Genomic DNA, 23,880 nt, shown 5'->3' on the forward strand with positions numbered 1-23,880 from the left:
AGCCAGGATCAAACTCTCCAATAAAGTTAGTTTGTCTAGCATCTAAAAATAAAAATTGACGTTTCACGTTGTTTGTTTCGTTCAGTTTTCAAAGAACTTTTCTGCCGCTTCAGAAGCGACTTCATCATATTAACATCTTCATTTTTCGATGTCAACTATGTTTTAAAATTTCTTTTTTTGTCGTTTTCTGCGTTTCCGCATCAGCGACTTTTATTAATATACCATCATGATTTTTAAATAACAAGTGTTTTTTATAAAAAAACACAAAAAAATATCCATCCTACTTTCTTCTATATAGAGACACCTCATCCACCTATGGAAAACAGCTATTTAAATTGTATGCCAATACAATCTAATTAACCAAACTGCATTTCATAACCCCTTCCTAGATTTTCATTCTCTTCTTATATTAAAGCCCCTAATCGTTTACTTCTCTATAGACTAACAATATAAAAAACAAATCCATCCAAACTAAAAAAGAAAATGGATTCACCACTCCCCTCTCCAATCAGTATTTTCACTTCCTACATAAAGCGAACGTGCCGATTTTTAGTTTTGCTCCTCCACACAAACTATTAGTTGAACGAATCGGGTGTTTACAGACAACTCGACTCCAACCGAATTTTGAGGTGAGAGTCTTTTCGTCCGGCAAATAGCGAGATAAATAACGAAATTACTACAAAAACATTAACTTAAGATTATTGTTAGAATTTTTTTACATTTAATTAATGAAAGATATCCATTTTTTGTTATATAGTAAGAAAGGACGTACTCAACTATAAATAAACCAATGGAGGAATTACTTTATGGATAGGTTAACGAAGTTTTCATTAAAAAACCGCGCCGCTGTTATCATCATGGTTTTTCTCATTTCCATACTTGGCGTTTATTCCGGCTCTAAATTACCTATGGAGTTTTTACCTAGCATCGATAATCCCGCAGTCACTGTCACAACCTTATCTCCAGGACTCGACGCTGAAGCAATGACGAAAGAAGTAACTGCCCCCCTTGAAAAACAATTCCGGAATTTAGAACACGTCGATACCATCACCTCTTCTACGCATGAAGGATTATCACGTATCGATATCGCGTATACATCAAAAGCAAATATGAAAGATGCAGCACGCGAAGTTGAAAAGGCCATTAATACAATTAAATTACCTAAAGATGCAACTAAACCCATAGTTAGCCAATTAAATACTTCTATGATTCCACTCGCCCAAATTGCTATCCAGAAGCAAAACGGATTTTCAAAAGCAGATGAAAAACAAATCGAAAAAGAAATCGTACCACAACTCGAAAGCATTGATGGTGTTGCCAACGTTATGTTTTTCGGAAAATCAGCTTCTGAATTATCTATCATACTAGACCCAAACCAATTAAAAGATAAAAACGTAACAACAGAACAAATATTAAAAGTTTTACAAGGAAAAGAAACTTCCACTCCTGCTGGAGCCGTTACCGTTAATAAAGAAGAATATAATCTTCGCGTCATTGGGGATATCAAAAATGTAGATGACATTAAAAACGTCACTGTTGCACCTCAAGTAAAATTGCAGGACGTTGCTCAAGTTGAACTTAAACAACACTACGATACAATTTCACATATAAACGGAGAAGAAGGCACCGGATTAATCATCATGAAAGAGCCAAGCAAAAATGCGGTTGCAATCGGAAAAGAAATTGATAAAAAAATCAAAGATATAAGTAAACAATATAAAGATCAGTTTTCTATTAAACTTTTAGCCTCAACTCATGAGCAAGTTGAAAATGCTGTTACTAGTATGGGTAAAGAAGTAATTCTTGGAGCAATTGCCGCTACTCTAATTATCTTAATCTTTCTGCGTAACTTCCGAACGACACTCATCGCTGTTGTCAGTATTCCGTTATCTATTTTATTAACTCTCTTTTTACTACACCAATCTAACATCACACTTAACACTTTAACACTTGGTGGTTTAGCTGTTGCAGTTGGACGTCTCGTCGATGATAGCATCGTTGTCATTGAAAATATTTTCCGTCGTTTGCAAAAAGAACCTTTCTCTAAAGATATTATTCTCGATGCAACGAAAGAGGTCGCCGTCGCAATTACTTCTTCTACTTTAACAACAGTCGCTGTCTTCTTACCTATCGGCCTTGTATCAGGGGTAATCGGAAAATTAATGTTACCTATGGTATTAGCAGTTGTATATTCTATACTATCATCCTTAATTGTTGCACTAACAGTTGTTCCTCTTATGGCTTTTTTACTGCTCAAAAAAACAAAGCACAAAAAACCAAGTTCTTCACCACGATATGTCGCTACATTAAAGTGGGCTCTTTCGCATAAATTCATTATTCTACTTACCGCCTTTTTATTATTCGCAGGATCGATTGCAGCCTATGTATTACTACCGAAAGCGAATATAAAATCTGAAGACGACACAATGTTATCTATTAACATGACTTTCCCAGCTGATTACGCTCCTGAAACGCAAAAACAAAAAGCCTTTGACTTCGAAAAAAAGCTACTTTCTAATTCGGATGTAACGGATGTTATTTTACGGATGGGATCTAGCGCAGAAGATGCACAATGGGGGCAAACGACTAAAAATAATCTCGCAAGTATATTTGTAGTCTTCAAGAAAGGCTCTGATATTGATCAATATATTAAAGAGTTAAAGAAAGATCATAAAGCTTTTGAGCCTGCTGAACTAGATTATATAAAAACGAGTTATTCAAGCTCTGGTGGCGGCAACAATTTGCAATTTAACGTAACAGCCACTAACGAAACGAATTTAAAAAAGGCTGCTACTATCGTCGAAACAAAACTAAAAAATATAACTGCTCTCTCTAAAGTAAAAACGAATTTAGAAGACTCTAAGAAAGAATGGCAAATCCACGTTGATCAAACAAAGGCCGAACAACTGGGATTAACTCCAGAATTAGCAGCACAACAAGTAGCATTCCTTATGAAGAAATCACCTATTGGTGAAGTTTCAATCAATAATGAAAAAACAACTATCATAATAGAACACAAAAAAGAAAACATTACGAAACAAGAAGACATTTTAAACACAAACATACTATCACCTATCAATGGACCAATTCCTTTAAAAGACATTGCAACTATTTCAGAAAAGCAACTTCAAACAGAAGTCTTCCATAAAGATGGAAAAGAAACGATTCAAATTACTGCCGAGGCCTCAAATGAAGATTTAAGTAAAGTGAACAAAGAAGTAAACGAAGTGATAGCTAACTTAGATTTACCTAGCGGCGCAAAAGTAACTATTGCAGGTGCAACTGAATCTATGCAAGAGAACTTCACAGATTTATTCAAGATTATGGGGATTGCAATCGGGATTGTATATTTAATTATGGTTATCACCTTCGGACAAGCGCGCGCTCCTTTTGCAATTTTGTTCTCCTTGCCATTAGCTGCTGTCGGCGGTATTTTAGGATTAATCATTTCAGGAACACCTGTTGATGTAAATTCCTTAATCGGCGCATTAATGTTAATCGGAATTGTCGTTACAAACGCTATTGTATTAATAGAAAGAGTCCAACAAAATCGGGAACACGGAATGGAAACAAGAGAAGCCTTACTAGAAGCGGGATCTACTAGATTACGTCCAATTATTATGACAGCTATAACGACAATCGTTGCTATGCTCCCTCTCCTATTTGGTCAATCGCAAGCCGGAAGCATGGTATCAAAAAGTCTTGCCGTCGTTGTTATCGGTGGTTTAGCAGTCTCAACCGTTCTTACATTAGTAGTCGTTCCAGTTATGTATGAATTATTAGATAAAATCGGGAGAAAAAGACGCTCTCGTAGAAAAATAAGCGCTTCCACAGAAACACCTGATATTTAAAAGAAAAAGCGTTATCTTCATGAATGAAGATAACGCTTTTTTCTCTACTTACTCATATAATCCATCATTTTTTTGAGCATACCGCTCTAGCAGTTTACCAGAATCTACAATAAGATATTCACTATTTAAAGGTCTTTTACTACCATTCCTTCTATATTAAAATACAAAAAGAACTCCCTATTTATAAATAGGGAGTTTTTCTTTATCATTTATGCCGCTTTTACTTTCTTCGTCGTTTTACTTTTTCTTTTCGTTCCTGTAAAACGTTTGTGCAATACAGATGCTACTAAGCGTGAAATAACATTGAATAGTAACACCATAATAATTAGTACAGCTGCAGATTTTGTCGCAATTAACTTCGCATCCGGAATAACACCTTCAGAATTTAACTTCCAAATGTGAACCGCTAACGTTTCAGCTGGTCTAAATGGATTTAAAGGATGCGCAGGACTTGAGAAGTCCGCTGCTGAATTTAAAATCGGGGACGTTAAACCCGCTGTGTAAATCAACGCTGCCGCTTCACCAAATATACGACCCGCCGCTAAAATAATACCTGTAATAATTTGTGGTAATGACGACGGAATAATAATACGAGCGATTGTTTGCCACTTCGTTGCACCTAATCCAAGACTCGCCTCTTTTACATTATGAGGCACTTCTGAAATGGCATTTTCACAAACACGCGTTAAACCTGGTAAATTTAAAATCGTCAATGCAAGGGCACCACCCATTACTGTGTATCCCCAACCTGTCATGGTAACGAACACTAACAAACCGAATAAACCAACAACAATCGAAGGTAACGACGCCATTGTCTCAATACATAAACGAACAAAGTTTAAAAAACGCCCTTGTTTTGCGTACTCTGCTAAATATATTCCAGCACCTAACCCAAGAGGAATAGATATAACAAGCGTTATAACAAGCATGTAGAAGGAATTGAATAACTGCGGACCAATCCCACCACCAGCTCTTGTATTACTTGGTTCTCCAAACAAGAAATTAGGATCCCAAAATCCCCATCCCTTTTGCAGAATTTCAAACACTAAGAATACTAACAGAGCTACAACTAAAGCTGCAACTGCATAAAAGATACCTGTCCAAACTTTATTTACCGTTCTTGCATTCATTATTATCGCTCACCTCTTTGCCCAATCGCTCGAATTACTAAAATAAACAGGAATGAAATAACAAGTAAAATCATCGCTAAAGTCCATAGCGCATTGTTCCAAGCAGTTCCATTTAATGTATTTGTCATGTCCATTGTCAAAATACCAGTTAACGTTGCTGTCGGACTGTATATTCCTTCTGGTAATTTAATTGTGTTCCCGATTACCATTTGAACCGCTAATGCTTCACCAAAAGCACGCGCTAAACCTAAAACAATACCTGTTAAAATCCCTTTTTTCGCAGCAGGAACAATCACTCGGCTAACCGCTTGCCATTTCGTTGATCCTAGACCATAAGAAGCTTCTAAATAATCAAATGGGACAGAGCGTATTGCATCAGAAGCGATACTAGCAATAGTAGGTAAAATCATAATACTTAATACAACAATACCTGCAATTAAACTAAAGCCCACTCCCCCAAACGAATCACGTAATAACGGTACTAAAATCGTAACCCCTAATAATCCGTATACAACCGAAGGAATACCAACTAATAATTCTAAAACAGGCTTCAATACTTTATTTCCAAACTTCGGCGAAATTAAATTCATGAATATAGCAAGAGCTATGGCAATTGGTGCACTAATAATAACCGCACCTAATGAAACCACTGTTGAACCTACAATGAAAATCAAAGCCCCAAAGGTTCCTTCGTCAGCATTTGGATTCCATTTTGTCGATGTTAACATCTCAGTAAATGAAATACCGCTTTGTGTAAAAGATTGAATACCTTTACCGCAAATAAACGCAATAATAGCTAATGTAATTAAAACAATAAAAATACCACAAAACGTAACAAGCGATCTTCCTATATACTCACTTTTTACGTAATTAATTTGTTTTTTCCCCTTCATCACAGGTCAGACCCCACTTCATAAATTGAAATGAACAGGACTGGCCTTGCAGCCAGCCCCATAAAATTTTATTACTTATTTAATTTAGACATTGGAATGTAGCCCATATCTTCTACTTGCTTTTCAAAGTCTTTACCTTTTACATAGTCAATATAAGCTTTCGTTGCTTCTTTTGCTTCACCTTTTGTTACCATGTACTCGTAAGACCAGAATGGATATTTACCAGACGCAATATTTTCAACCTTTGGTTCAGAACCATCAATTTTCACTGTTTGTAGTGCACTTTTTTTATCGCCAACCATGTAAGACATAGCTAAGTAACTTACTGAACCTGGCGTAGAATTGATTGCTTGCTCTACTGCACCGTTAGAATCTTGTGTTGTACCAGTTCCATCATTAATTTTCGCTTCTTTCATAACTGTCTTTTCAAATGTAGCACGTGTACCAGATGAAGCTGGACGGTTAATTACGTTGATCTTTTCATCTTTCCCGCCTACCTCTTTCCAGTTTGTTACTTTTCCAGTGAAGATATCTTGTACTTGTTGTACTGTTAAGTTATCAACTTTTACATCTTTATTTACGACAAGTGCGAATGCAATACCCGCAACCTTGTTATCTACTAATTCTTTCGCTTTTTCAGCATCTTTTATTTTATCTCCTGATGGAACATCTGAATTACCGATTTGTACTGCACCCGATGCTACTTGGTTAATCCCAGTTCCACTACCGCCACCTTGCACTTGAATAGAAACTTTTGAATTTTTCTCCATGAATTTCTTTCCAGCTTCCTCCGCAAGAGGTAGAAGAGCTGTAGAACCAGCTGCTGCAATCGTACCTGATAATTCTTGTTTTGTATTATCGCTTCCTTTAGCATTTTCTTTACTAGCTGTATCTTCTGCCTTCCCACATCCAACTAACGCTCCCGCTACCACTAAAGCTGCTAAAGAAAATTTAATACCTTTTTTCATAACCATGTCTTGTACCCCCATTTGGATTATCACTTTTCGAATTCATTTTCTTTCGAACACAAATTCATTGTAGGACAACAATATTATGTGAGTGTTAAGCAATTTTTAATTTTAAGTAAATGACGATAATAATCTTTAAAAGCTAGGAATCCCAACATTTATAGTTAAAGAATCCAACAAAACCCACACTAATTAAACTGTAATGTAAATTTATTCTTAACAATGTAAATTCAATGTAAATGTTTTTCACTCTTTTCCCCTTTTACTTAAAAATACATTTACAAATCCATTGTATTTTTTAACTTTTACACTCTTACTTCATTTACATTAAAAAGAATTGTTCCAATTTTTTTTAGTACAACTAAATAAATTGGAACAATTCTAAAAAGAAATGAATATTTTTAAAGTACCAATTGACAGCATCATCCAATGTAGTCTACTATATTATTAACAAAAAGTTTACCTAAGGAAACTTTTTAAACTCAAACTAACAATATAGAGATGAGGTAACTTTTATGGTATCGGCTAATACAAAACCACTTTCCGAATTTAAAACAGGAGAGTTTGTACAAATTGAGAAGATACAATTAGAAGGAACTATGAAACGACGTTTATTAGACTTAGGGTTTATCCCTGGAGCAACAATTAAAGTATTACAGCGCAGTCCACTTGGAGATCCGGTCGCTTATCAAGTAAGCAATACAACTATTGCTCTACGTAAAGAAGAAAGCTCCCTTATTTTCGGGGTATTAATAGGAGATGATTTCAGATGAGCAAACATCGTATTGCTTTAGCTGGCAACCCGAACACCGGGAAAAGTACATTATTTAATACGTTAACAGGCTTAAAACAACATACTGGAAACTGGACGGGAAAAACTGTTTTAAAAGCTGAAGGGGAATATGAACATAACGGAAGTAACTATACATTAATAGATTTACCTGGAACTTACTCACTATATTCAAATTCTACGGATGAAGAAGTAGCAAGAGATTATATTATATTTGAAAAACCAGAAGTAACTGTAGTTGTTATCGATGCAACTGCTATGGAGAGAAATTTAAATTTAGCACTTCAAGTGATGGAAATGACGAACAACGTAGTCATTTGTATTAACCTAATTGATGAAGCTGAGAAAAAAGGCATCGTTATTGATGAGAAGAAATTAGCAAAATCACTCGGTGTACCTGTAGTTAAGATTTCTGCTCGTAACCGAGTAGGCATCGGTCATTTACTAAGTGTCATCGCTAAAGTAGCAAATAAAAAACTAATTCCAACTCCAATTAAAATTTCTTACAGCGAAAAAATCGAAAATATGATTCAGGAATTAGAACCACAAATTTATAAAGTGTTCGGTGATACGTATCCAGCACGTTGGATTGCGTTACGTATATTAGATGGAGATACAAATTTCTTAACTACACTTCAAAAACAGCATAATGAACCACTTGTAAGGGAGGTTGTAATGAATGGAATCTCACTCAGCCAGTAAAGCTCTTCCATTAGACTATATTATTCAACATGCACAAACACTATCAAAAGAAGATATACGAGATGATATTGTCGGAGATATTTACCGAACATCTGCAAGCATATGTAAAGAATCTGTTCAATATACAAATACTGATAAATTGTATCGTTCCGAAAAACTAGATAAAATTTTCACATCTCCAATCTGGGGATTTCCCATTATGCTCGGTATTTTATCTATTATTTTTTATCTTACAATTGCAGGTGCTAATGTACCGTCTGATATGATTGCTGAATTCTTCGGATGGGCCGAAGGATATTTAACATCTTGGTTCCAGGCAGCACATGCACCTGAATGGTTACATGGCATTTTAATACTTGGCTTATTCCGTGGTATTGGTGCTGTTATTAGTGTTATGTTACCACCTATGGCAATCTTCTTCCCTATGTTCGCACTATTAGAAAACTATGGATACTTACCACGTGTCGCATTTAACATGGATCGCTTATTCAAACGCTCCGGTGCACACGGCAAACAATCTTTAACAATGGCAATGGGCTTTGGTTGTAACGCAGCCGCTATTATGTCAACACGTATTATTGAATCACCACGTGAACGTATGCTTGCAATCTTAACAAACAACTTCGTTCCTTGTAACGGTCGCTGGCCTATGTTAATTTTAATGGCTTCATTATTTATGGCTGCTGGTTATACAGGTAGTATGCAAACATTAGTTACTGCTGGCGTTGTAGTTGGGATGGTTGTAATTGGTGTTATTATGACATTAACTGTTTCTTGGGTACTATCAAAAACAGCTTTAAAAGGTGTGCCAACTCACTACACACTTGAGTTACCGCCGTACCGTAAGCCAAAGGTTTGGAATACAATTGTGCGTGCGACACTCGACAAATCAGTCTATGTTTTAAAACGAGCTGTTGTTGTAGCAGCCCCTGCTGCTGCATTAACTTGGTTACTAGCTAACATTTTCATCGGTGACACAAGCTTACTTATGTATTTTGTCAACTTCCTAGATCCGTTCGCTAAAATGTTAGGACTTGATGGATTTATTCTAGCTGCATTCATTCTTGGACTACCAGCGAATGAAATTGTTATCCCTATTTTATTAATGTCTTATTTATCAACTGGAGCTTTAACTGAAATAGACGATTTTAATCAGATTAAAAATCTATTCTTAGAAAATGGTTGGACTTGGTTAACAGCGTTAAACACAATGTTGTTCTCACTTCTTCATTTCCCATGTGGAACAACACTGGTTAACATATATAAAGAAACAAAAAGTGCAAAATGGACATTCTTATCGTTTGCAATCCCTACCGTTATCGCCATTGTTGTGACATTCCTCTCTACACAGTTGGTACATTGGTTAGGGCTTGTATAAAAGCAAAGCATACATAGAAGGTATCCCCCTTCATTTGCTTTGCACGAAAGAAACCTGAATTTATTTAGGTTTCTTTTTTTGTGCATCAGTATTCCAAGGCTGTGCCCCATACGTTGTAAGTTTCTTATGAATAAAGTATATGGTTCCCGGAAGAACCGCCATTAATATCGTGCAACTAATTCCCAATCCAGTAAACAACTTTCATCACCTTATTTCACTCTTTTCGGTAAAGCTGAACCAGAATGTTCAATTGTCGGATGAACATGAACAGTAATTTCAGCATCACTAAAGTAATTTTCACCTTGATCCCAATTCTTATCTATCTTCTTCCATTCTTTATAATTATGCCGCTTATATACTTCTCCTAACGCTAATACATCTACTTTATATTTTTTTTGAACAAGCTTAATCGATTTTTGGATACGCTTCTCCATTTCCTCCGCGATGTTTTTCTTCAATCGATCTTCATTCATAATTTGTTTATGATCACTAAAATGCAACTCAGCTAAAGTCCCTTCCAAAGATAAATGAATATCAAATTTTGGTTTTGTGACATTTTCCGTAGATACTTTAATCTTCCGCCGCATCTTATGAATTTCATATGTAATAAGCTGATCTTTTTTACGGATGGTAAAGAACCCTCCAATTTTTTTACCTATTACATAATTCATCCCTAATGTTTCTTCTCCATTCAAACTGCCTACACACTTATTATCCTTTCCACGAAACAACGCTGCCCCTTCCATCTGCACCCCTTGCTTCGTTAGACCTAAAATTGGCAATACGAAACTTCTATTAGCAACCATTTTTTGTTGCACCTCACCAATTCTTGCAGCTTCAATCATTTGAGCATTTTTCGGAGGATGTTCAGCTAACATATCAATATACTGCGCCGGTAAATTTTCAGGCTTCGCACTCTGCTTCAAAATAGCTTCTGCATCTTTCTCAGAAACGAACAAGCGAATATTCCGTCTCATTTCATGATCACGAATATATACATCTAACGTATTTTGTAAAACATATGGATTCGCTAATAAATCTTTAGAAAAAATTATCACTTGTATATGCGGAAAAAATAATGAGCGACTAATTTTTTTAGCGATAATTCGTATTTGTTCAAAGACACTATCTGCTTTCGCACTAACATTAATATAATTTTCGCTATCTCCATCACCTTGTCCACCTTGCTGTGCTAACTTACTGGGAAGTACCATCTGATACGTCCCTTTCATAATTGGATTCGATTTCTTTTTTTTCACAATATCATAGGCTGCACCTACTACAAATCCTCTTTCTTCTATTTCTTCTAGCTCAGAGCACCCACTGATAGATCCAGCTAAAACCATGAACATTATAATTTTAAGAAGGTGTTTCATTTCTACCATTCCTTCTTTTTATTTTATATACAATAAAAACTAACAAAGGTGCTAACACGACAAAGCCCATATCTATCCAAGCTAAATACGTTCCGTAATTTGATAAAGTATCTAAATTACCAGGGATCATATTCAGCATAAAAATCATAGGAGCACTTACGAAAATAAAAATATGTTTCTTCACTTTCGGAAACATAGCACAAAATAATAGAGATGCGACGTCATAATACATTGCGGTAGTGTTATAAATAGTAATAATCCAAGTCGTAAAAAAAATCGCATCGAATCTTTCTAAAAACCCCCCACCAATTTCAATCTCCTTCCCTAATTCAATCGTTGGATATGTTAATCCCCGGGTTGTCATATATGTAAATACACTAATACAAGTTAAATAAATTAAAATGTAAGACAATACGTTTACCATCACAGCTTTTGCAACTGCCATCGGTGCCTTTTTTGCTGTCTCGTTTAACATCACTGCATAAAATAACGCGACCTCAAATCCAATAAACGTAAAAATAGAATTTTTAACTCCAACAGCATATTGACTGACGTCCGTTTGAAAAGCAGGTAGTAAATTATCTATTTCCATTAAGTTCACATTCAATAAAGAAAGCAGCACGATCGCAATTAAAACGATGGGTAAAAATAAAACATTTAGCCTTAATAAAGCAGCTCTAGATCCAGCAATTCCATAAACAACAACTAACAAAAACAAGAAGGATAGCAATTGTATTGGCGTATCACTAAATAAATAAGTTTGTGAAATAATTGAAATTTTCCGGGCCTCATATGCCGTCAAAGCAACGAATGTTAACACTAAAATGATACTAATTGTGTATGCAACAGGCTTCGTCAAGTGCTCACTCGTATATTGAACAAAGTTTTGTTTTGGAAATAAAATTGCCACTCGTGTCACAAACCAACCTAAACAAGCACATATCAATCCACCAAGAAGTAAAATAATCCAACCATCCGAAAATAAAGTTTGCATAGCGATATCTCGTGGCATAGATAGTGCACCTATACCAATAATCGTTGACGATACCGCAAAACCCAGCTCCCGAGATCCAATTTCTTCATCGCCATACTCAAATGGTTTCAATTATTCTCGCTCCTTTGGACGTATTGTAGAATCTTTCGTTTGCAAATACTCTGGTCTATCTTTCAACATTGATTTTGGCATGCGGATAATTTCTTCTTTCCAATCTTTATAAAATGCAGGAGCAATCGGCGTTGTATAAGGGACACCAACACTCTTCAAATTCGTAATATGAACTGCAAGTGCAATAAGCGCTAAAATAATTCCATATAAACCAAAGGCAGTCGCTGCTAAAACAAAGACGAAAAGTAAAATACGAAACGTAATCGTAATGCTGTATACAGGAAGAGAAAAGGTAGCAATAGCTGTGACCGCAATTATGATAACTAAAAATGGATTTACAATCCCTGCGTTCACCGCTGCTTCTCCAATTACAAGACCACCTACAATCCCAATTGTTTGCCCCATCGGTTTTGGCAACCTAATTCCCGCTTCTCGTATTAACTCCATCGTTAATGCCATCATTAATGTTTCTATATATGCAGGAAACGGAACACCTTCCCTCGCCCCAGCAATTGAATACGCCAGTTTAGAAGGAATAAGTCCTTGGTGATATGAGACAAGTGCTACATACATCGCCGGCATTAAAACTGCGACTATACCAGAACCCATCCGCAAAATTCTTAATAAAGTCCCAATTATCCAACGCTCATAGTGATCTTCCACAGACTGAAAAATATCAACAAATACTAGCGGAGCTATAAGAGCAAACGGTGATCCATCCACTAAAATAGCTGCCTTCCCTTTCGCTAATGAGGCCACAATATTATCAGGCCTTTCCGTATTCAAAAACTGCGGAAACGGTGACAAATTATTATCTTGAATTAATTGCTCAATCGTACCCGTCTCAAAAACAACATCTGTCACTATGGATTGAAGACGCCGATCTAGCTCTTTTACAATGTAAGGATTAATAATGTCTTCTATATATACTAAAGTCACCTCTTTTTGGGATCTCTTCCCCATAATATAAGATTGAAATCTCAGCTTTGGGTCACGTAAACTACGGCGAATTAACATTTTATTCACGTTAATATCTTCATTTAATCCGATCCTCGGTCCACGTATTAAATCTTCTGTTACTGGCGGTTCTAAACTTCTTTTTTCCCAAGCTCTACTATTAATCACGATAGCGGTTTGAATATTATCAATTAATATAACCGTATCTCCCGCTAAAATCGCATTTATAATATCCGGAAACGTTGTCTTCTTACCAACTTCCGCAATAGAAATAAAACGATCTAATAACGTCTGAACGACAGCTGCTTCTTTTTGTACTTCTTCATATTGGAGTGTACGAACTACATATTTATAAACATTATCCTTATCTGTTAACCCACATAAAAAAATAACAGCACAGCGTGTAAAACTACCAGCAAGGGCAACTTCCCTAATTGTTAAATCATTAGGCGAACCTAACTCATTCCTAATTTCTTTCATAACTTCAAATAAGTTACCTTTTAACTCTAACAATTCCCCCACCTAACTTCCTTTTCAACACGTTTTTAGTTAGATTCCGCTAATAGAAGAAAATATATACAAAAAAGAGCTATCTCTTTTCAAAGATAGCTCTAGCAGACGGATTACTTTTCTACTATTATATTGTCTGTCTTTATGGACACATTTTTCGTGAACCCGCTAACGATAAACATCACAATCATATTCATCAACAATGCAACTATACCTACATTTAAATCTTTTATATATTGAGGGAAACCCGGTAACATCGTAGCTATAGTTGAACCAGATAAAGTAATATACGCGACCACTAACAACCCAATCCCCATTCCTGCAATTGCCCCTTGCTTCGTAATGACTTGACGTGGAAACAAACTACATACAAGTGCAGGGAAAAGTTGCGTCACTATACTATACCCCATTAAAAGAAGTGCTCCTATCGTTTCACCGCCTTTAAATGTAAACAATACTGCAACAAGTGTTACTACAGGCACAAATAATTTTGCAGCTTTCGCAACTTGTCTATCTGAAGCAGATGGGACCATTGTTCGGTAAATATTTTTTGCTAACAACGTAGATGCCGCCATAACAAGCATGGAACCTGGAACTAATGCCGTTAAAACTCCTGCACTACCAATAATCCCAATAAACCATGGATCAAAAGTTTGAAGAGCGAGACGGAATAACGAAAGGTCTACATCCCCTCCCTTTAGCCCTGGAACTTGCAAGATAGCTGCAAAACCTGCAAAGAATACGAAAAGCAATACTAAAGAATAAAGGGGCATGATCGCCGCGTTTTTCCTAAATACTTTTTCATTTTTTGCAGAGAAAGCAGAAGCAAATGTATGGGGCCACATATAGAAACCGAGAGCTGTTAATACAATAGTAGAAACAAACCAAGAAATACTCATTCCTTCATCGGGTAAAGATAAAAATCCTGGTTTCGCCGCTTCTACCGCTTCGAACATCGGCTGAAATCCTCCGTAATAATGGTACGGTAAATATATACCTAAAAACATAACGATAAACAGGATCATAATATCCTTCAAAGCGGCTGTCCAAGCAGAACCGTGTATGCCTGAAACCATTACATATATCGTTATGACAATCGCACCAATCCACACTGCAATAACTGGTGATACCCTTCCATAAGATGCTTCCGAAACGATAATGCCTAATCCTTTTAACTGTAAAACAAGGTATGGGATAATCGAAATAACCCCAATGACAGAAACGATAATGCCAAGTGTCTGACTCTTATATTTCTTCACAAAAAAATCTGGCTGTGAAACAAGATTATGCTCTTTCGCATACTTCCAAACTGGCGGCAATAAAAAGTAAGATAAAATATAAGCTAGTGCACCATAACCTAAAATATAGAAAGTAGGCGCTCCTTTACTATACGCCCATCCACTTCCACCTAAAAATGTGAATGTCGTATAAATTTCACCTGCCATAAGAAGAAAAACAAAAATAGTGCCAAAGCCTCGTCCACCCACTGACCATTGTTCTAAATTCATATCTTTTCCATGTTGTGCCCGAATTCCTAAAAATAGCGCGAGAAACAAAAATAAAATAATGATAAGTAATGCGGTCATTTCACATCCCCCTTATTCGCAGGATCAAATACGTACACAAGCCCCATACAAAGAGATGTAATAAGCACTGATAATAGTACCCAAAATAATAAAAATGGCATCCCTAATACGTAAGGAGTAACTGAATTAGCAAATACTGGTCCGATAACTAAACAAAAAACTGGAATAAGCGCTAATACGTATATTTTCTTCATCTCATTCTCCTTTACTTATGAAATTCATAATGGATGATACAAAGACTTCTACGCCAATCGGTAATGCATCTTCATCAATCGTAAAACGAGGATGATGGTGAGGATATATAATTCCTTTCTCTTTATTTCCCGCTCCGATAAAAAAGAATGCACCTGGCGCCTTTTGTAAAAACGCTGAAAAATCTTCCCCAGCCATTGTCGGTTGTAAACGAATAACTTGCTCTCTTCCATAAAGCTGTAATGCTGTTCGCTCAATAATCTCTGTAACTTCATAATCATTTACTACTGGTCGATATCCATATTCATAAGAAAACGTATATTTCGCTCCGTAAGCTTCCGTCACATGTTTCACAATCTGTTCAATCCTTTTCTCTGTTTCTTCTCGCAACTCATGTCTTAAACTCCGCACTGTCCCTTCAATCTCCGCTTGTTCTGGAATTACATTATGGGTTGTACCAGCATGAAATTGCGTAACAGATACTACAAGGGAATCTAACGGATTCGTGAGGCGGGATACAATTTGCTGAAGTTGCGAAACAACTTGTGTGCCGATTGCAATACTATCTACCGTTTCATGAGGGATTCCGGCATGTCCACCTTTTCCTTCTATTATAATTTTAAAAACGTCTGGAGCCGCCATTGCTGGACCATAAATTACACCTATTTTTCCAACCTGTAACGATGCCCAAAGGTGAGCGCCAATAATATAATCCACACCTTCCATTACACCCGCCGCAACCATTTCCTCTGCACCACCAGGAAAGTTTTCTTCTGCATGTTGAAAAAGAAAGCGGATTTCTCCTTTAACCTTCTCTCTTCCCTCTACTAACTTATGTACGACCCCAAGTAATATCGCTATATGTCCATCATGGCCACATGCATGCATCACACCTGGATATGTAGAAATAAAATCAAACTCATTTTCTTCATGAATAGGAAGAGCGTCCATGTCAGCACGAACCGCGATGGTTTTCCCAGGTTGCTTACCAATCAACCTCGCTATTACACTATATTTAGTAGGTCTTGACACTTCTAAATATGGGATTTTTCGAAGTATATCAAATACAAACTGTGACGTTTTTTCTTCTTGAAAAGATAGCTCTGGATACTTATGAAAATGCCTTCTCCACTCAATTAATTGATTTTTTGATACAACGAGTTCCTTTGCAACGTCCATTTCTCTTCGCCCCTTCTTCACCAAGTTAAATGTTATTATAACGTGAACTGTTAACTTTTAAAAGAATCTTCCGAATTTTCCGTTATAATCACTTAAAAATAAAAAGCCATCAAAAAGATGACTTTTTCAGTATTATAAAATAGTAATCGCTTGTTTCCCCATTTGCTCCCAAGCTTTCTCAAACTCTGCTCGCGGAACAGCAAAACGCGGATTATTTTTAAGGGGATCATTTACATATATAAAGTTTTGATCATACCCAACTATTACTACACTATGCTCATAATATGTAATTTTCACTTCGCCAGAGCTTGTATTCCATGTTTGAAAACTATCCTCGGCTAGTGGCTTAAACGTTGTATTAATAATGACCCATACTGGCGAACCAGAACTAACTACTTTATACATATCTTGCACGTCTCTACCTGTTAAATTAACTACTTTTTCAGGAGCATATTTTTCTGCTAAATTAAAAATGGGTTGATTATATACACCATATCCTGGCTCTGTCTTCGTATAAATATTTCCAACGAACCCCTCATAAGGATTTCCACGTAAACCATTTTGTTCAAATGGAACACGATGAATCTCGCTAGCAAGTTGCATCTTATCTACTTGTATACCTTTGTATTGCAGCAACATAGCCAAACTTGTAACTTCACATCCACGAGGTAATTCTGGTAACTGCTTTATAAACGGAACATTTTCAATCATAGTCGCTTCTTTCATTTCAGATAGAAACTCTAAACGGAACACTTGCGCCTTTTGTATAATTTTATCTTTCCCTATAAAAAACGCGGCAGCAAATATAATTCCAAAAACAAAAAGATATTTTAACTTTTTCATTTTAAACAAAACTCCATTAATTATTATTTTACAGACATACCTCTTATCATTGTACCTTTCTTCTTACTAGTTTGCTAGAAATATTCTGTGAATTATTGTTCACATTTGTTAATTTAGCATTCATTCCAGGTCAGAGAATAGCTCTTGATTGCGGTATTCTATTTATGATTATTTGTTACATTTTATACGAAGTTAAATATAAAAAAATTGTCACATTTGAACAACAAATAAACATAAAAAAACAAGTAAACTAAATATATAAAATATTCTGCTATCTTTCTTATAATAAGATAGTTTTTTTCTATTTCTTGGATATCTTGGTATAACTTTATTTATCTTAAAATTTCTACAATCACGTTTTTCTCTGGAAAATAGTTTACAATGTAATCAAGTTACAAATGATATTCACCTTAAAAAGTGTGCATTTGTGTCTATTTTTTAACAATATCTCAAAAACTATTGCCATCTATAAATTAATAGGTTTATATTGTTTTATTGGCATAGTTTCAATCCAAGGAGAAAGGAGATTTTCAATCGTGCAACTAAAGAAAACGTTTTGGAAGCTGGCTTCGCTTCTTCCGTTATCATTACTTCTGTTCCTCGGTGGCTGTGATAAGAAACTCGCAGTATTAAATCCGCAAGGACCTGTTGCAAAAGCACAGTATGATTTAATTGTTTGGTCATTCTTGCTTATGTCATTAATTATCGCAATTGTATTCATCTTGTTTACAGTCATCTTGATTCGTTATCGTGAAAAACCAGAGAATATGGACTACGAGCCACCTGATCAACACGGTAACACATTATTAGAAATTATTTGGACGCTTGTTCCTGTTATTATCGTTATCGCATTATCGATTCCAACAGTAAAAGCAACTTACGCTTCGGAAGAGGTTCCGGAAGAGTCCAAACATATTAAACCAGTTGAAATTTACGTTACATCTGCAAACTGGAAATGGTTATTCAGTTACCCAGAGGAAAAAATTGAAACCGTTAACTATTTAAATATCCCAGCTGGTGTACCAATTCAATTTAAGCTTACTTCTGTAGGTCCAATGAATGCTTTCTGGGTACCAGAACTTGGTGGTATGAAGTACACTATGGACGGTATGATTATGGATCTTTATTTACAAGCTGATAAGCCAGGTTCTTACCTAGGCCGTAGCGCGAACTTCTCTGGTGAAGGATTCACTCACATGGAGTTCGAAGTTGAAGCAAAAACTAAAGAGAAGTATGACAAGTGGGTAAAAGAAGTACAACAAACTGCTCCTAAACTAACAGAAGATAAGTACAACGAAATTGTTAAACCTGGTGTAGTTGGTCGTATGACGTTCTCTAGTCATCACTTAAGTTATGTAGATCCAAAATCACTTGAATATTGTGATTACAACTACTACAAAAACAAAAAATAATAGCTATTATTCCAACAGATTGGAGTGAACACAGTGAAGCTTGATGAATTCTTTGTCACAGGTGACCCGATTATTTACGGTGCAGACGCTTCTATCGTTCTTGTGACATTAGCAATCATTTTCGTACTAACAAAGTATAAAAAATGGAAGTGGCTTTGGGACGAATGGTTAACAACTGTTGACCATAAAAAAATCGGAGCCATGTATATTATTTCTGCGGTTATCATGTTATTCCGTGGTGGTATGGATGGTTTAATGATCCGTGCACAGTTAACATTCCCAGAAACAACTTATTTAAACGCTGAACACTATAACGGAATCTTTACAACACATGGTACAGTAATGATTCTTTTCATGGCAATGCCATTCGTTATGGGATTAATGAACCTTGTAGTACCATTACAAATTGGTGCTCGTGACGTTGCATATCCGTTCTTAAATGCTTTAAGTTTCTGGTTATTCTTTATCGGAGCAATGTTATTCAACATCGCTTTCGTAATCGGTGGTTCTCCAGACGCTGGGTGGACTTCTTACTTCCCAATGGCAGGTACAGAGTTTACTTCTGGTGTAGGAAATAACTACTACGCAATTGCATTACAGATTTCAGGTCTCGGTACGCTAATGACCGGTATTAACTTCCTTGTTACTATCTTAAAAATGCGTACACCTGGTATGACTTTAATGAGAATGCCAATGTTTACTTGGTCAATCTTAATTACAACAGTTATCATTATTTTCGCTTTCCCAGTATTAACAGTTGCTCTTGCATTAATGACATTTGACCGTCTATTCGATGCTCACTTCTTTACGATGGCGAGCGGCGGTATGCCAATGCTCTGGGCCAACCTATTCTGGGTATGGGGTCATCCTGAAGTATATATCGTTATTTTACCGGCATTCGGTATTTTCTCTGAAATCATTAGTACATTCTCACGTAAGCGTCTATTCGGTTACAGTGCGATGGTGTATTCGATGGTCGCAATTTCTTTACTAAGTTTCGTCGTATGGCTTCACCATTTCTTCACGATGGGTGCAGGTCCAGCGGTTAACTCATTCTTCTCGATCTCGACAATGGCGATTTCGATTCCAACCGGGGTTAAGATCTTTAACTGGTTGTTTACACTGTATAAAGGACGTATTCGTTTTACAGTTCCAATGCTTTGGTCATTGGCATTTATTCCAAACTTCGTAGTTGGTGGAGTTACAGGGGTTATGCTTGGAATGGCAGCAGCTGATTATCAATACCATAACAGCTACTTCCTAATTGCTCACTTCCACTACGTATTAATCGCAGGTACAGTATTCGCTATGCTTGCTGGATTCACATTCTGGTATCCAAAAATGACAGGTCATATGTTAAACGAGCGCCTAGGTAAATGGACATTCTGGATCTTTATGAGCGGATTTAACATCTGTTTCTTCCCAATGTACTTCTTAGGTTTAGATGGTATGACTCGTCGTATGTACACTTACTCTGAAAGTCTTGGATGGGGCTGGCTAAACCAAATCGCATCTGTTGGTGCTGTAATGATGGGTATTGGCTTCCTAATCCTTTGCTATAACGTAATTTGGAGTGCTCGTCACGGTGAACGTGACACAACTGGAGATCCATGGGACGGCCGTACACTTGAATGGGCAACTCAATCTCCTGTACAACATTACAACTTCGCGAAACTTCCTGAAATTAAAGAAGCTGATGCTTTCTGGTTCATGAAAAAACGCGGAGAAACAGTTACACCAGCTGCAGAAGAATTAAAACCAATTCACATGCCAAGTAACTCTGGTGTGCCTATTATTATGTCTGCATTCTTCGGTCTTGCAGGTTTTGCATTAGTATTTAGCTGGTTCTGGATTGCAGCAATCGGCGGCGTTGGTATTTTAGCTTGCTTAATCTATCGTTCATTCGATTATGATGATGGCTACTACGTAAGCGTTGATGAAATTAAAGAAACAGAACATATAGCATGAGAGGTGAAATGATATGGCGGCTTTAGATAAAAGCTTACCTTTGGAATATCAATCCGAGCAAAGCAGATTGAATATCCTAGGATTCTGGATTTTTCTTGGGGCTGAAATTATGCTGTTCGCAACACTTTTCGCCTCTTATCTAGTACTTGCTGGTCGTACGGCCGATGGCCCAACTCCAGCGCAACTGTTTGAACTTAAAACGCTTTTAATTCAAACATTACTACTTTTAACAAGTAGTTTCACATGTGGTATCGTAATTCACGAAATGCGTAAGAACAACCAAAAAGCAATGCTTGGATGGTTCATCCTTACATTACTTTTAGGTGCAGGTTTCCTATTCTTTGAAATTGAAGAATTCATTTTGTATATTGGTGAAGGCGCAACGCTTCAAACAAGTGCTTTCCTATCTGCATTTTTCGTTCTTCTTGGAACACATGGTGCCCACGTAACAGGCGGTATCATTTGGGCAATTTGTGTTATTATCCAAATTTTAAAACGAGGTTTAACACCAGTTACAGCTCGTAAAGTATTTATTATCAGCTTATACTGGCATTTCCTTGATCTTGTTTGGGTCTTTATTTACACACTAGTTTACTTGAACGGGATGGTGGCGTAAATGAGTCAAAATAACAATCAAGCAAACGGGCATGCACATAGCGGATTCCCATGGTCACACGTTTTCGGATTTATTTTATCGCTTGCACTAACGTTCCTAGCGTTATACGTGGCACTTTATACAAACTTGCCACTTTCAACGATATTAACGTCCATTATCGCAATGGCTGTTGCGCAAGCTTTATTACAATTAATCATGTTCATGCATTTAAAAGAAGGAGAAGGAAGAGTTCAAATCCTTACAATGATCTACAGTTTCTTCGTTGCAACTGCAACAGTTGGTTTAACTGTATGGATCTTCTTCTCAATGTAATGTACATGAAAAGACTGCTGAGGTTTCTCAGCAGTCTTTTTTTATCCCGCATTAACGAGCAGTAAGACCCCCACTGATCAAAGTTTCACTTTATCCCCTCCCCTATTACATCCACATTACGGAATTAACAACAGAATCATGAAAAATATACTTATTATGACAAATGTTAAGAAAACTCTTTCTTTATGAAATCGAATCCATATGCGTTGCTTTTCTACCTATTATATGGCTAAATAGGTACTATATTTATTTGAAGGGAGAGAACGCAATGGAACATCATACTTCTGTTCTATCACTTATGATTGTCGTTGCAATCGCGTTTTTCGTTCCCCTTTTGTTACAACGCTTTAAATTAAAAGCACTTCCTGTCGTTGTTGCAGAAATCATCGCAGGAATCTTTGTAGGTAAAAGTGGGTTTAATGTTATTGAGCCAGATATGTGGCTTCAAGTCTTATCGACACTAGGATTTATCTTCCTTATGTTTTTAAGCGGTTTAGAAATTGATTTTTCTATCTTTAAACAAAAAGGGAAAAAGAATACGACAAACGAACCAAACACATTCCAAGCAGCAAGCATTATCTTCTTATTTATTTTCATCTTATCTTATGCCCTATCCTTACTATTCGTATGGCTAGGATTTGTAGATAATGCAATGTTTATGACTTTAATTATTTCAACTATCTCTTTAGGTGTTGTCGTACCAACATTAAAAGAAAATAATTTAGGAAAAACGGCAATCGGTCAAATCATTCTATTAGTCGCTGTTATTGCAGATTTAGTTACAATGATTTTACTCGCTGTATTCGTCGGATTAAATTCTGAAAGCGGCCAAAGCATGTGGCTCCTTCTTCTTCTGTTCGGCGCTGGTATTGTTATTTACTTCGTTGCAAAACGCTTTAAAAACATTCCATACTTAGATAGCCTAAAGGCTGGTAGTGTACAAATTGATACACGAGCTGTTTTTGCACTTATCTTAATATTAGTTGGTTTATCTGAATCTGTTGGAGCTGAAAATATTTTAGGTGCCTTCTTAGCAGGGGTACTCGTATCGTTATTATCACCAAATGAAGATATGGTTGAAAAGCTTGATTCCATCGGCTACGGTTTCTTCATCCCTATTTTCTTCGTAATGGTTGGTGTAAATCTAGAAGTTTGGTCTATTTTTAAAGAACCTTCTAGTATGCTAATGATCCCAATTTTAATTGTAGGACTCTTTATATCAAAACTATTGCCATCACTTGTCTTACGAAAATGGTATCCACGCAATATCGTACTGGGAAGTGCCATCTTATTAACATCGACACTTTCTTTAGTTATTGCAGCTGCACAAATTGGTGAAAAACTAGGAATCATCAGTCCAAGTTTATCTGCTTCCCTTATTTTAAGCGCAGTTATTACTTGTATTTTTGCACCTATATTATTTAAAAAGATATTCCCAAAAGTGGAAACACCAAAACCAAAAGTTTCTATTATTGGCGCGAGCAGAATTACACTTCCGTTATCACTTGATTTAAAACGAGAAGATTATGACGTGACACTATATATGATGCGTCAAAATAAAATAAATGATGAGGAAGCAAAATCACATGACTTCCCTATTGTGAAATTAGATGACATCACAATTGCATCATTAACTGAACATACAGCATTTCATGCAGACCGTGTTGTTGTGGCAACAAGTGATGATGAACAAAACTTATTATTAGCAGAATATGCAAAAGAACTAGGTGTTGAACATGTTATTGCAAGTGTAGAAGATCCGCTTCTACAAGAAAAAGCAACGCAAGAACATATCGCTGTATTCTCAACAATTAACTCTACACGTATTCTATTACGTGCACTAATTGATAAACCAAGTCTTGTTCGCTTAATTACAACAGCAAACGAAACAGTTCGTGAAGTTGAACTACGAAGCAATACATATAACGGAGTTGCACTTCGCCGCCTCCCGTTTTTAGGCGATGTACTCGTCATTCAAATTTATCGCGGGAATAAAGCATTAATTCCGCATGGTGATACGAGACTACAGCACGGTGATACATTACTTGTAACAGGTTCAAAAGAACATATCGATACACTAAAAAGCATATTAGAATAAAAAATGCCCCTCAC

At 36.4% G+C, this 23,880-nt stretch carries 19 protein-coding genes and 2 pseudogenes; 10 read left to right on the forward strand and 11 right to left on the reverse strand.

Translation table 11 applies throughout. The features are described 5' to 3' along the window. Positions 1 to 806: 806 nt before the first annotated feature. Complete coding sequence (locus F8162_RS20265) at positions 807 to 3,851, forward strand: efflux RND transporter permease subunit (RefSeq protein WP_151635805.1); 3,045 nt, start codon at positions 807 to 809, stop codon at positions 3,849 to 3,851. A gap of 44 nt (positions 3,852 to 3,895) precedes the next feature. Here F8162_RS20265 and F8162_RS20270 read toward each other — a convergent pair. From F8162_RS20270 to F8162_RS20285, 4 genes and pseudogenes are all read right to left on the reverse strand, one after another. Then, positions 3,896 to 3,998, reverse strand: a pseudogene (locus tag F8162_RS20270) (ATP-binding protein); the annotation flags it as partial. A 62-nt stretch (positions 3,999 to 4,060) separates the two neighbouring features. Then, positions 4,061 to 4,981: a phosphate ABC transporter permease PstA gene (pstA, locus tag F8162_RS20275; protein ID WP_144615878.1), complete on the reverse strand. Its 921-nt coding sequence runs from the start codon at positions 4,979 to 4,981 to the stop codon at positions 4,061 to 4,063. Between the two features lie 2 nt (positions 4,982 to 4,983). After that, positions 4,984 to 5,874, reverse strand: coding sequence for a phosphate ABC transporter permease subunit PstC (pstC, locus tag F8162_RS20280; protein ID WP_000676674.1), 891 nt, complete (start codon positions 5,872 to 5,874; stop codon positions 4,984 to 4,986). A gap of 71 nt (positions 5,875 to 5,945) precedes the next feature. Beyond that, on the reverse strand, positions 5,946 to 6,848 hold the full coding sequence (locus F8162_RS20285; protein ID WP_151635803.1) for a phosphate ABC transporter substrate-binding protein PstS family protein: 903 nt from the start codon (positions 6,846 to 6,848) through the stop codon (positions 5,946 to 5,948). Positions 6,849 to 7,357: 509 nt separating this feature from the next. On the opposite strand from F8162_RS20285, the gene F8162_RS20290 reads away from it, so the two are divergent. Genes F8162_RS20290 through F8162_RS20300 form a run of 3 tightly spaced genes read left to right on the forward strand, consistent with a single transcriptional unit; the run spans position 7,358 to position 9,712 of the window. Continuing rightward, positions 7,358 to 7,615, forward strand: coding sequence for a FeoA family protein (locus tag F8162_RS20290; protein ID WP_000252989.1), 258 nt, complete (start codon positions 7,358 to 7,360; stop codon positions 7,613 to 7,615). Beyond that, on the forward strand, positions 7,612 to 8,334 hold the full coding sequence (locus F8162_RS20295) for a FeoB small GTPase domain-containing protein (RefSeq protein WP_151635801.1): 723 nt from the start codon (positions 7,612 to 7,614) through the stop codon (positions 8,332 to 8,334). The genes F8162_RS20290 and F8162_RS20295 overlap by 4 nt, the downstream gene beginning before the upstream one ends. Continuing rightward, the gene (locus F8162_RS20300; protein ID WP_144615874.1) at positions 8,312 to 9,712 is read left to right on the forward strand and encodes a nucleoside recognition domain-containing protein; all 1,401 of its coding nucleotides are present in this window, start codon (positions 8,312 to 8,314) and stop codon (positions 9,710 to 9,712) included. Before F8162_RS20295 ends, F8162_RS20300 begins: the two co-directional genes overlap by 23 nt. A 209-nt stretch (positions 9,713 to 9,921) precedes the next feature. On the opposite strand, the gene F8162_RS20305 is transcribed toward F8162_RS20300, so the two are convergent. The 7 genes from F8162_RS20305 to F8162_RS20335 all read right to left on the reverse strand — a co-directional run bounded on the left by F8162_RS20305 (position 9,922) and on the right by F8162_RS20335 (position 17,460). Continuing rightward, positions 9,922 to 11,088, reverse strand: coding sequence for a Ger(x)C family spore germination protein (locus F8162_RS20305; RefSeq protein WP_151635799.1), 1,167 nt, complete (start codon positions 11,086 to 11,088; stop codon positions 9,922 to 9,924). After that, on the reverse strand, positions 11,072 to 12,193 hold the full coding sequence (locus F8162_RS20310; protein ID WP_151635797.1) for an endospore germination permease: 1,122 nt from the start codon (positions 12,191 to 12,193) through the stop codon (positions 11,072 to 11,074). The genes F8162_RS20305 and F8162_RS20310 overlap by 17 nt, the downstream gene beginning before the upstream one ends. Further along, positions 12,194 to 13,672 carry a spore germination protein GerLA gene (gene gerLA / locus F8162_RS20315; protein WP_151635795.1) on the reverse strand — a complete coding sequence of 493 codons (1,479 nt, stop codon included), beginning with the start codon at positions 13,670 to 13,672 and terminating at the stop codon, positions 12,194 to 12,196. It abuts the gene before it with no gap. A gap of 101 nt (positions 13,673 to 13,773) precedes the next feature. Next, positions 13,774 to 15,246 (reverse strand): sodium:solute symporter family protein, encoded by a 1,473-nt coding sequence (locus F8162_RS20320; protein ID WP_151635793.1) that lies wholly within the window; start codon positions 15,244 to 15,246, stop codon positions 13,774 to 13,776. After that, a complete protein-coding gene (locus F8162_RS20325) occupies positions 15,243 to 15,440 on the reverse strand; it encodes a DUF3311 domain-containing protein (RefSeq protein ID WP_151635791.1) in 198 nt (65 codons plus the stop codon). The genes F8162_RS20320 and F8162_RS20325 overlap by 4 nt, the downstream gene beginning before the upstream one ends. Before the next feature lies 1 nt (position 15,441). Beyond that, positions 15,442 to 16,617 carry an amidohydrolase gene (locus F8162_RS20330; protein WP_151635789.1) on the reverse strand — a complete coding sequence of 392 codons (1,176 nt, stop codon included), beginning with the start codon at positions 16,615 to 16,617 and terminating at the stop codon, positions 15,442 to 15,444. 132 nt (positions 16,618 to 16,749) lie between these two features. Continuing rightward, entirely contained in the window at positions 16,750 to 17,460 is a 711-nt protein-coding gene (locus F8162_RS20335; RefSeq protein WP_151635787.1) for a C39 family peptidase, read from the reverse strand. Between the two features lie 101 nt (positions 17,461 to 17,561). Between F8162_RS20335 and F8162_RS29100 the strand changes: the two are divergent. From F8162_RS29100 to F8162_RS20370, 6 genes and pseudogenes are all read left to right on the forward strand, one after another. Continuing rightward, positions 17,562 to 17,714, forward strand: a pseudogene (locus F8162_RS29100) (amino acid permease); the annotation flags it as partial. A 282-nt stretch (positions 17,715 to 17,996) separates the two neighbouring features. Continuing rightward, positions 17,997 to 18,872 (forward strand): cytochrome aa3 quinol oxidase subunit II, encoded by an 876-nt coding sequence (locus F8162_RS20345; protein WP_001176180.1) that lies wholly within the window; start codon positions 17,997 to 17,999, stop codon positions 18,870 to 18,872. 33 nt (positions 18,873 to 18,905) lie between these two features. After that, the gene (gene qoxB / locus F8162_RS20350) at positions 18,906 to 20,840 is read left to right on the forward strand and encodes a cytochrome aa3 quinol oxidase subunit I (protein ID WP_151635785.1); all 1,935 of its coding nucleotides are present in this window, start codon (positions 18,906 to 18,908) and stop codon (positions 20,838 to 20,840) included. Between the two features lie 13 nt (positions 20,841 to 20,853). Beyond that, positions 20,854 to 21,456, forward strand: a complete 603-nt coding sequence (gene qoxC / locus F8162_RS20355) for a cytochrome aa3 quinol oxidase subunit III (protein WP_151635783.1) — start codon at positions 20,854 to 20,856, stop codon at positions 21,454 to 21,456. Further along, positions 21,457 to 21,768, forward strand: a complete 312-nt coding sequence (qoxD, locus tag F8162_RS20360; protein ID WP_087979469.1) for a cytochrome aa3 quinol oxidase subunit IV — start codon at positions 21,457 to 21,459, stop codon at positions 21,766 to 21,768. It begins immediately after the preceding gene. Between the two features lie 268 nt (positions 21,769 to 22,036). Continuing rightward, positions 22,037 to 23,866: a monovalent cation:proton antiporter family protein gene (locus F8162_RS20370; RefSeq protein ID WP_151635781.1), complete on the forward strand. Its 1,830-nt coding sequence runs from the start codon at positions 22,037 to 22,039 to the stop codon at positions 23,864 to 23,866. The last annotated feature ends 14 nt before the right edge of the window (positions 23,867 to 23,880 follow it).

The sequence above is a fragment of the Bacillus sp. CH140a_4T genome, assembly GCF_008923725.1.
GTDB lineage: Bacteria > Bacillota > Bacilli > Bacillales > Bacillaceae_G > Bacillus_A.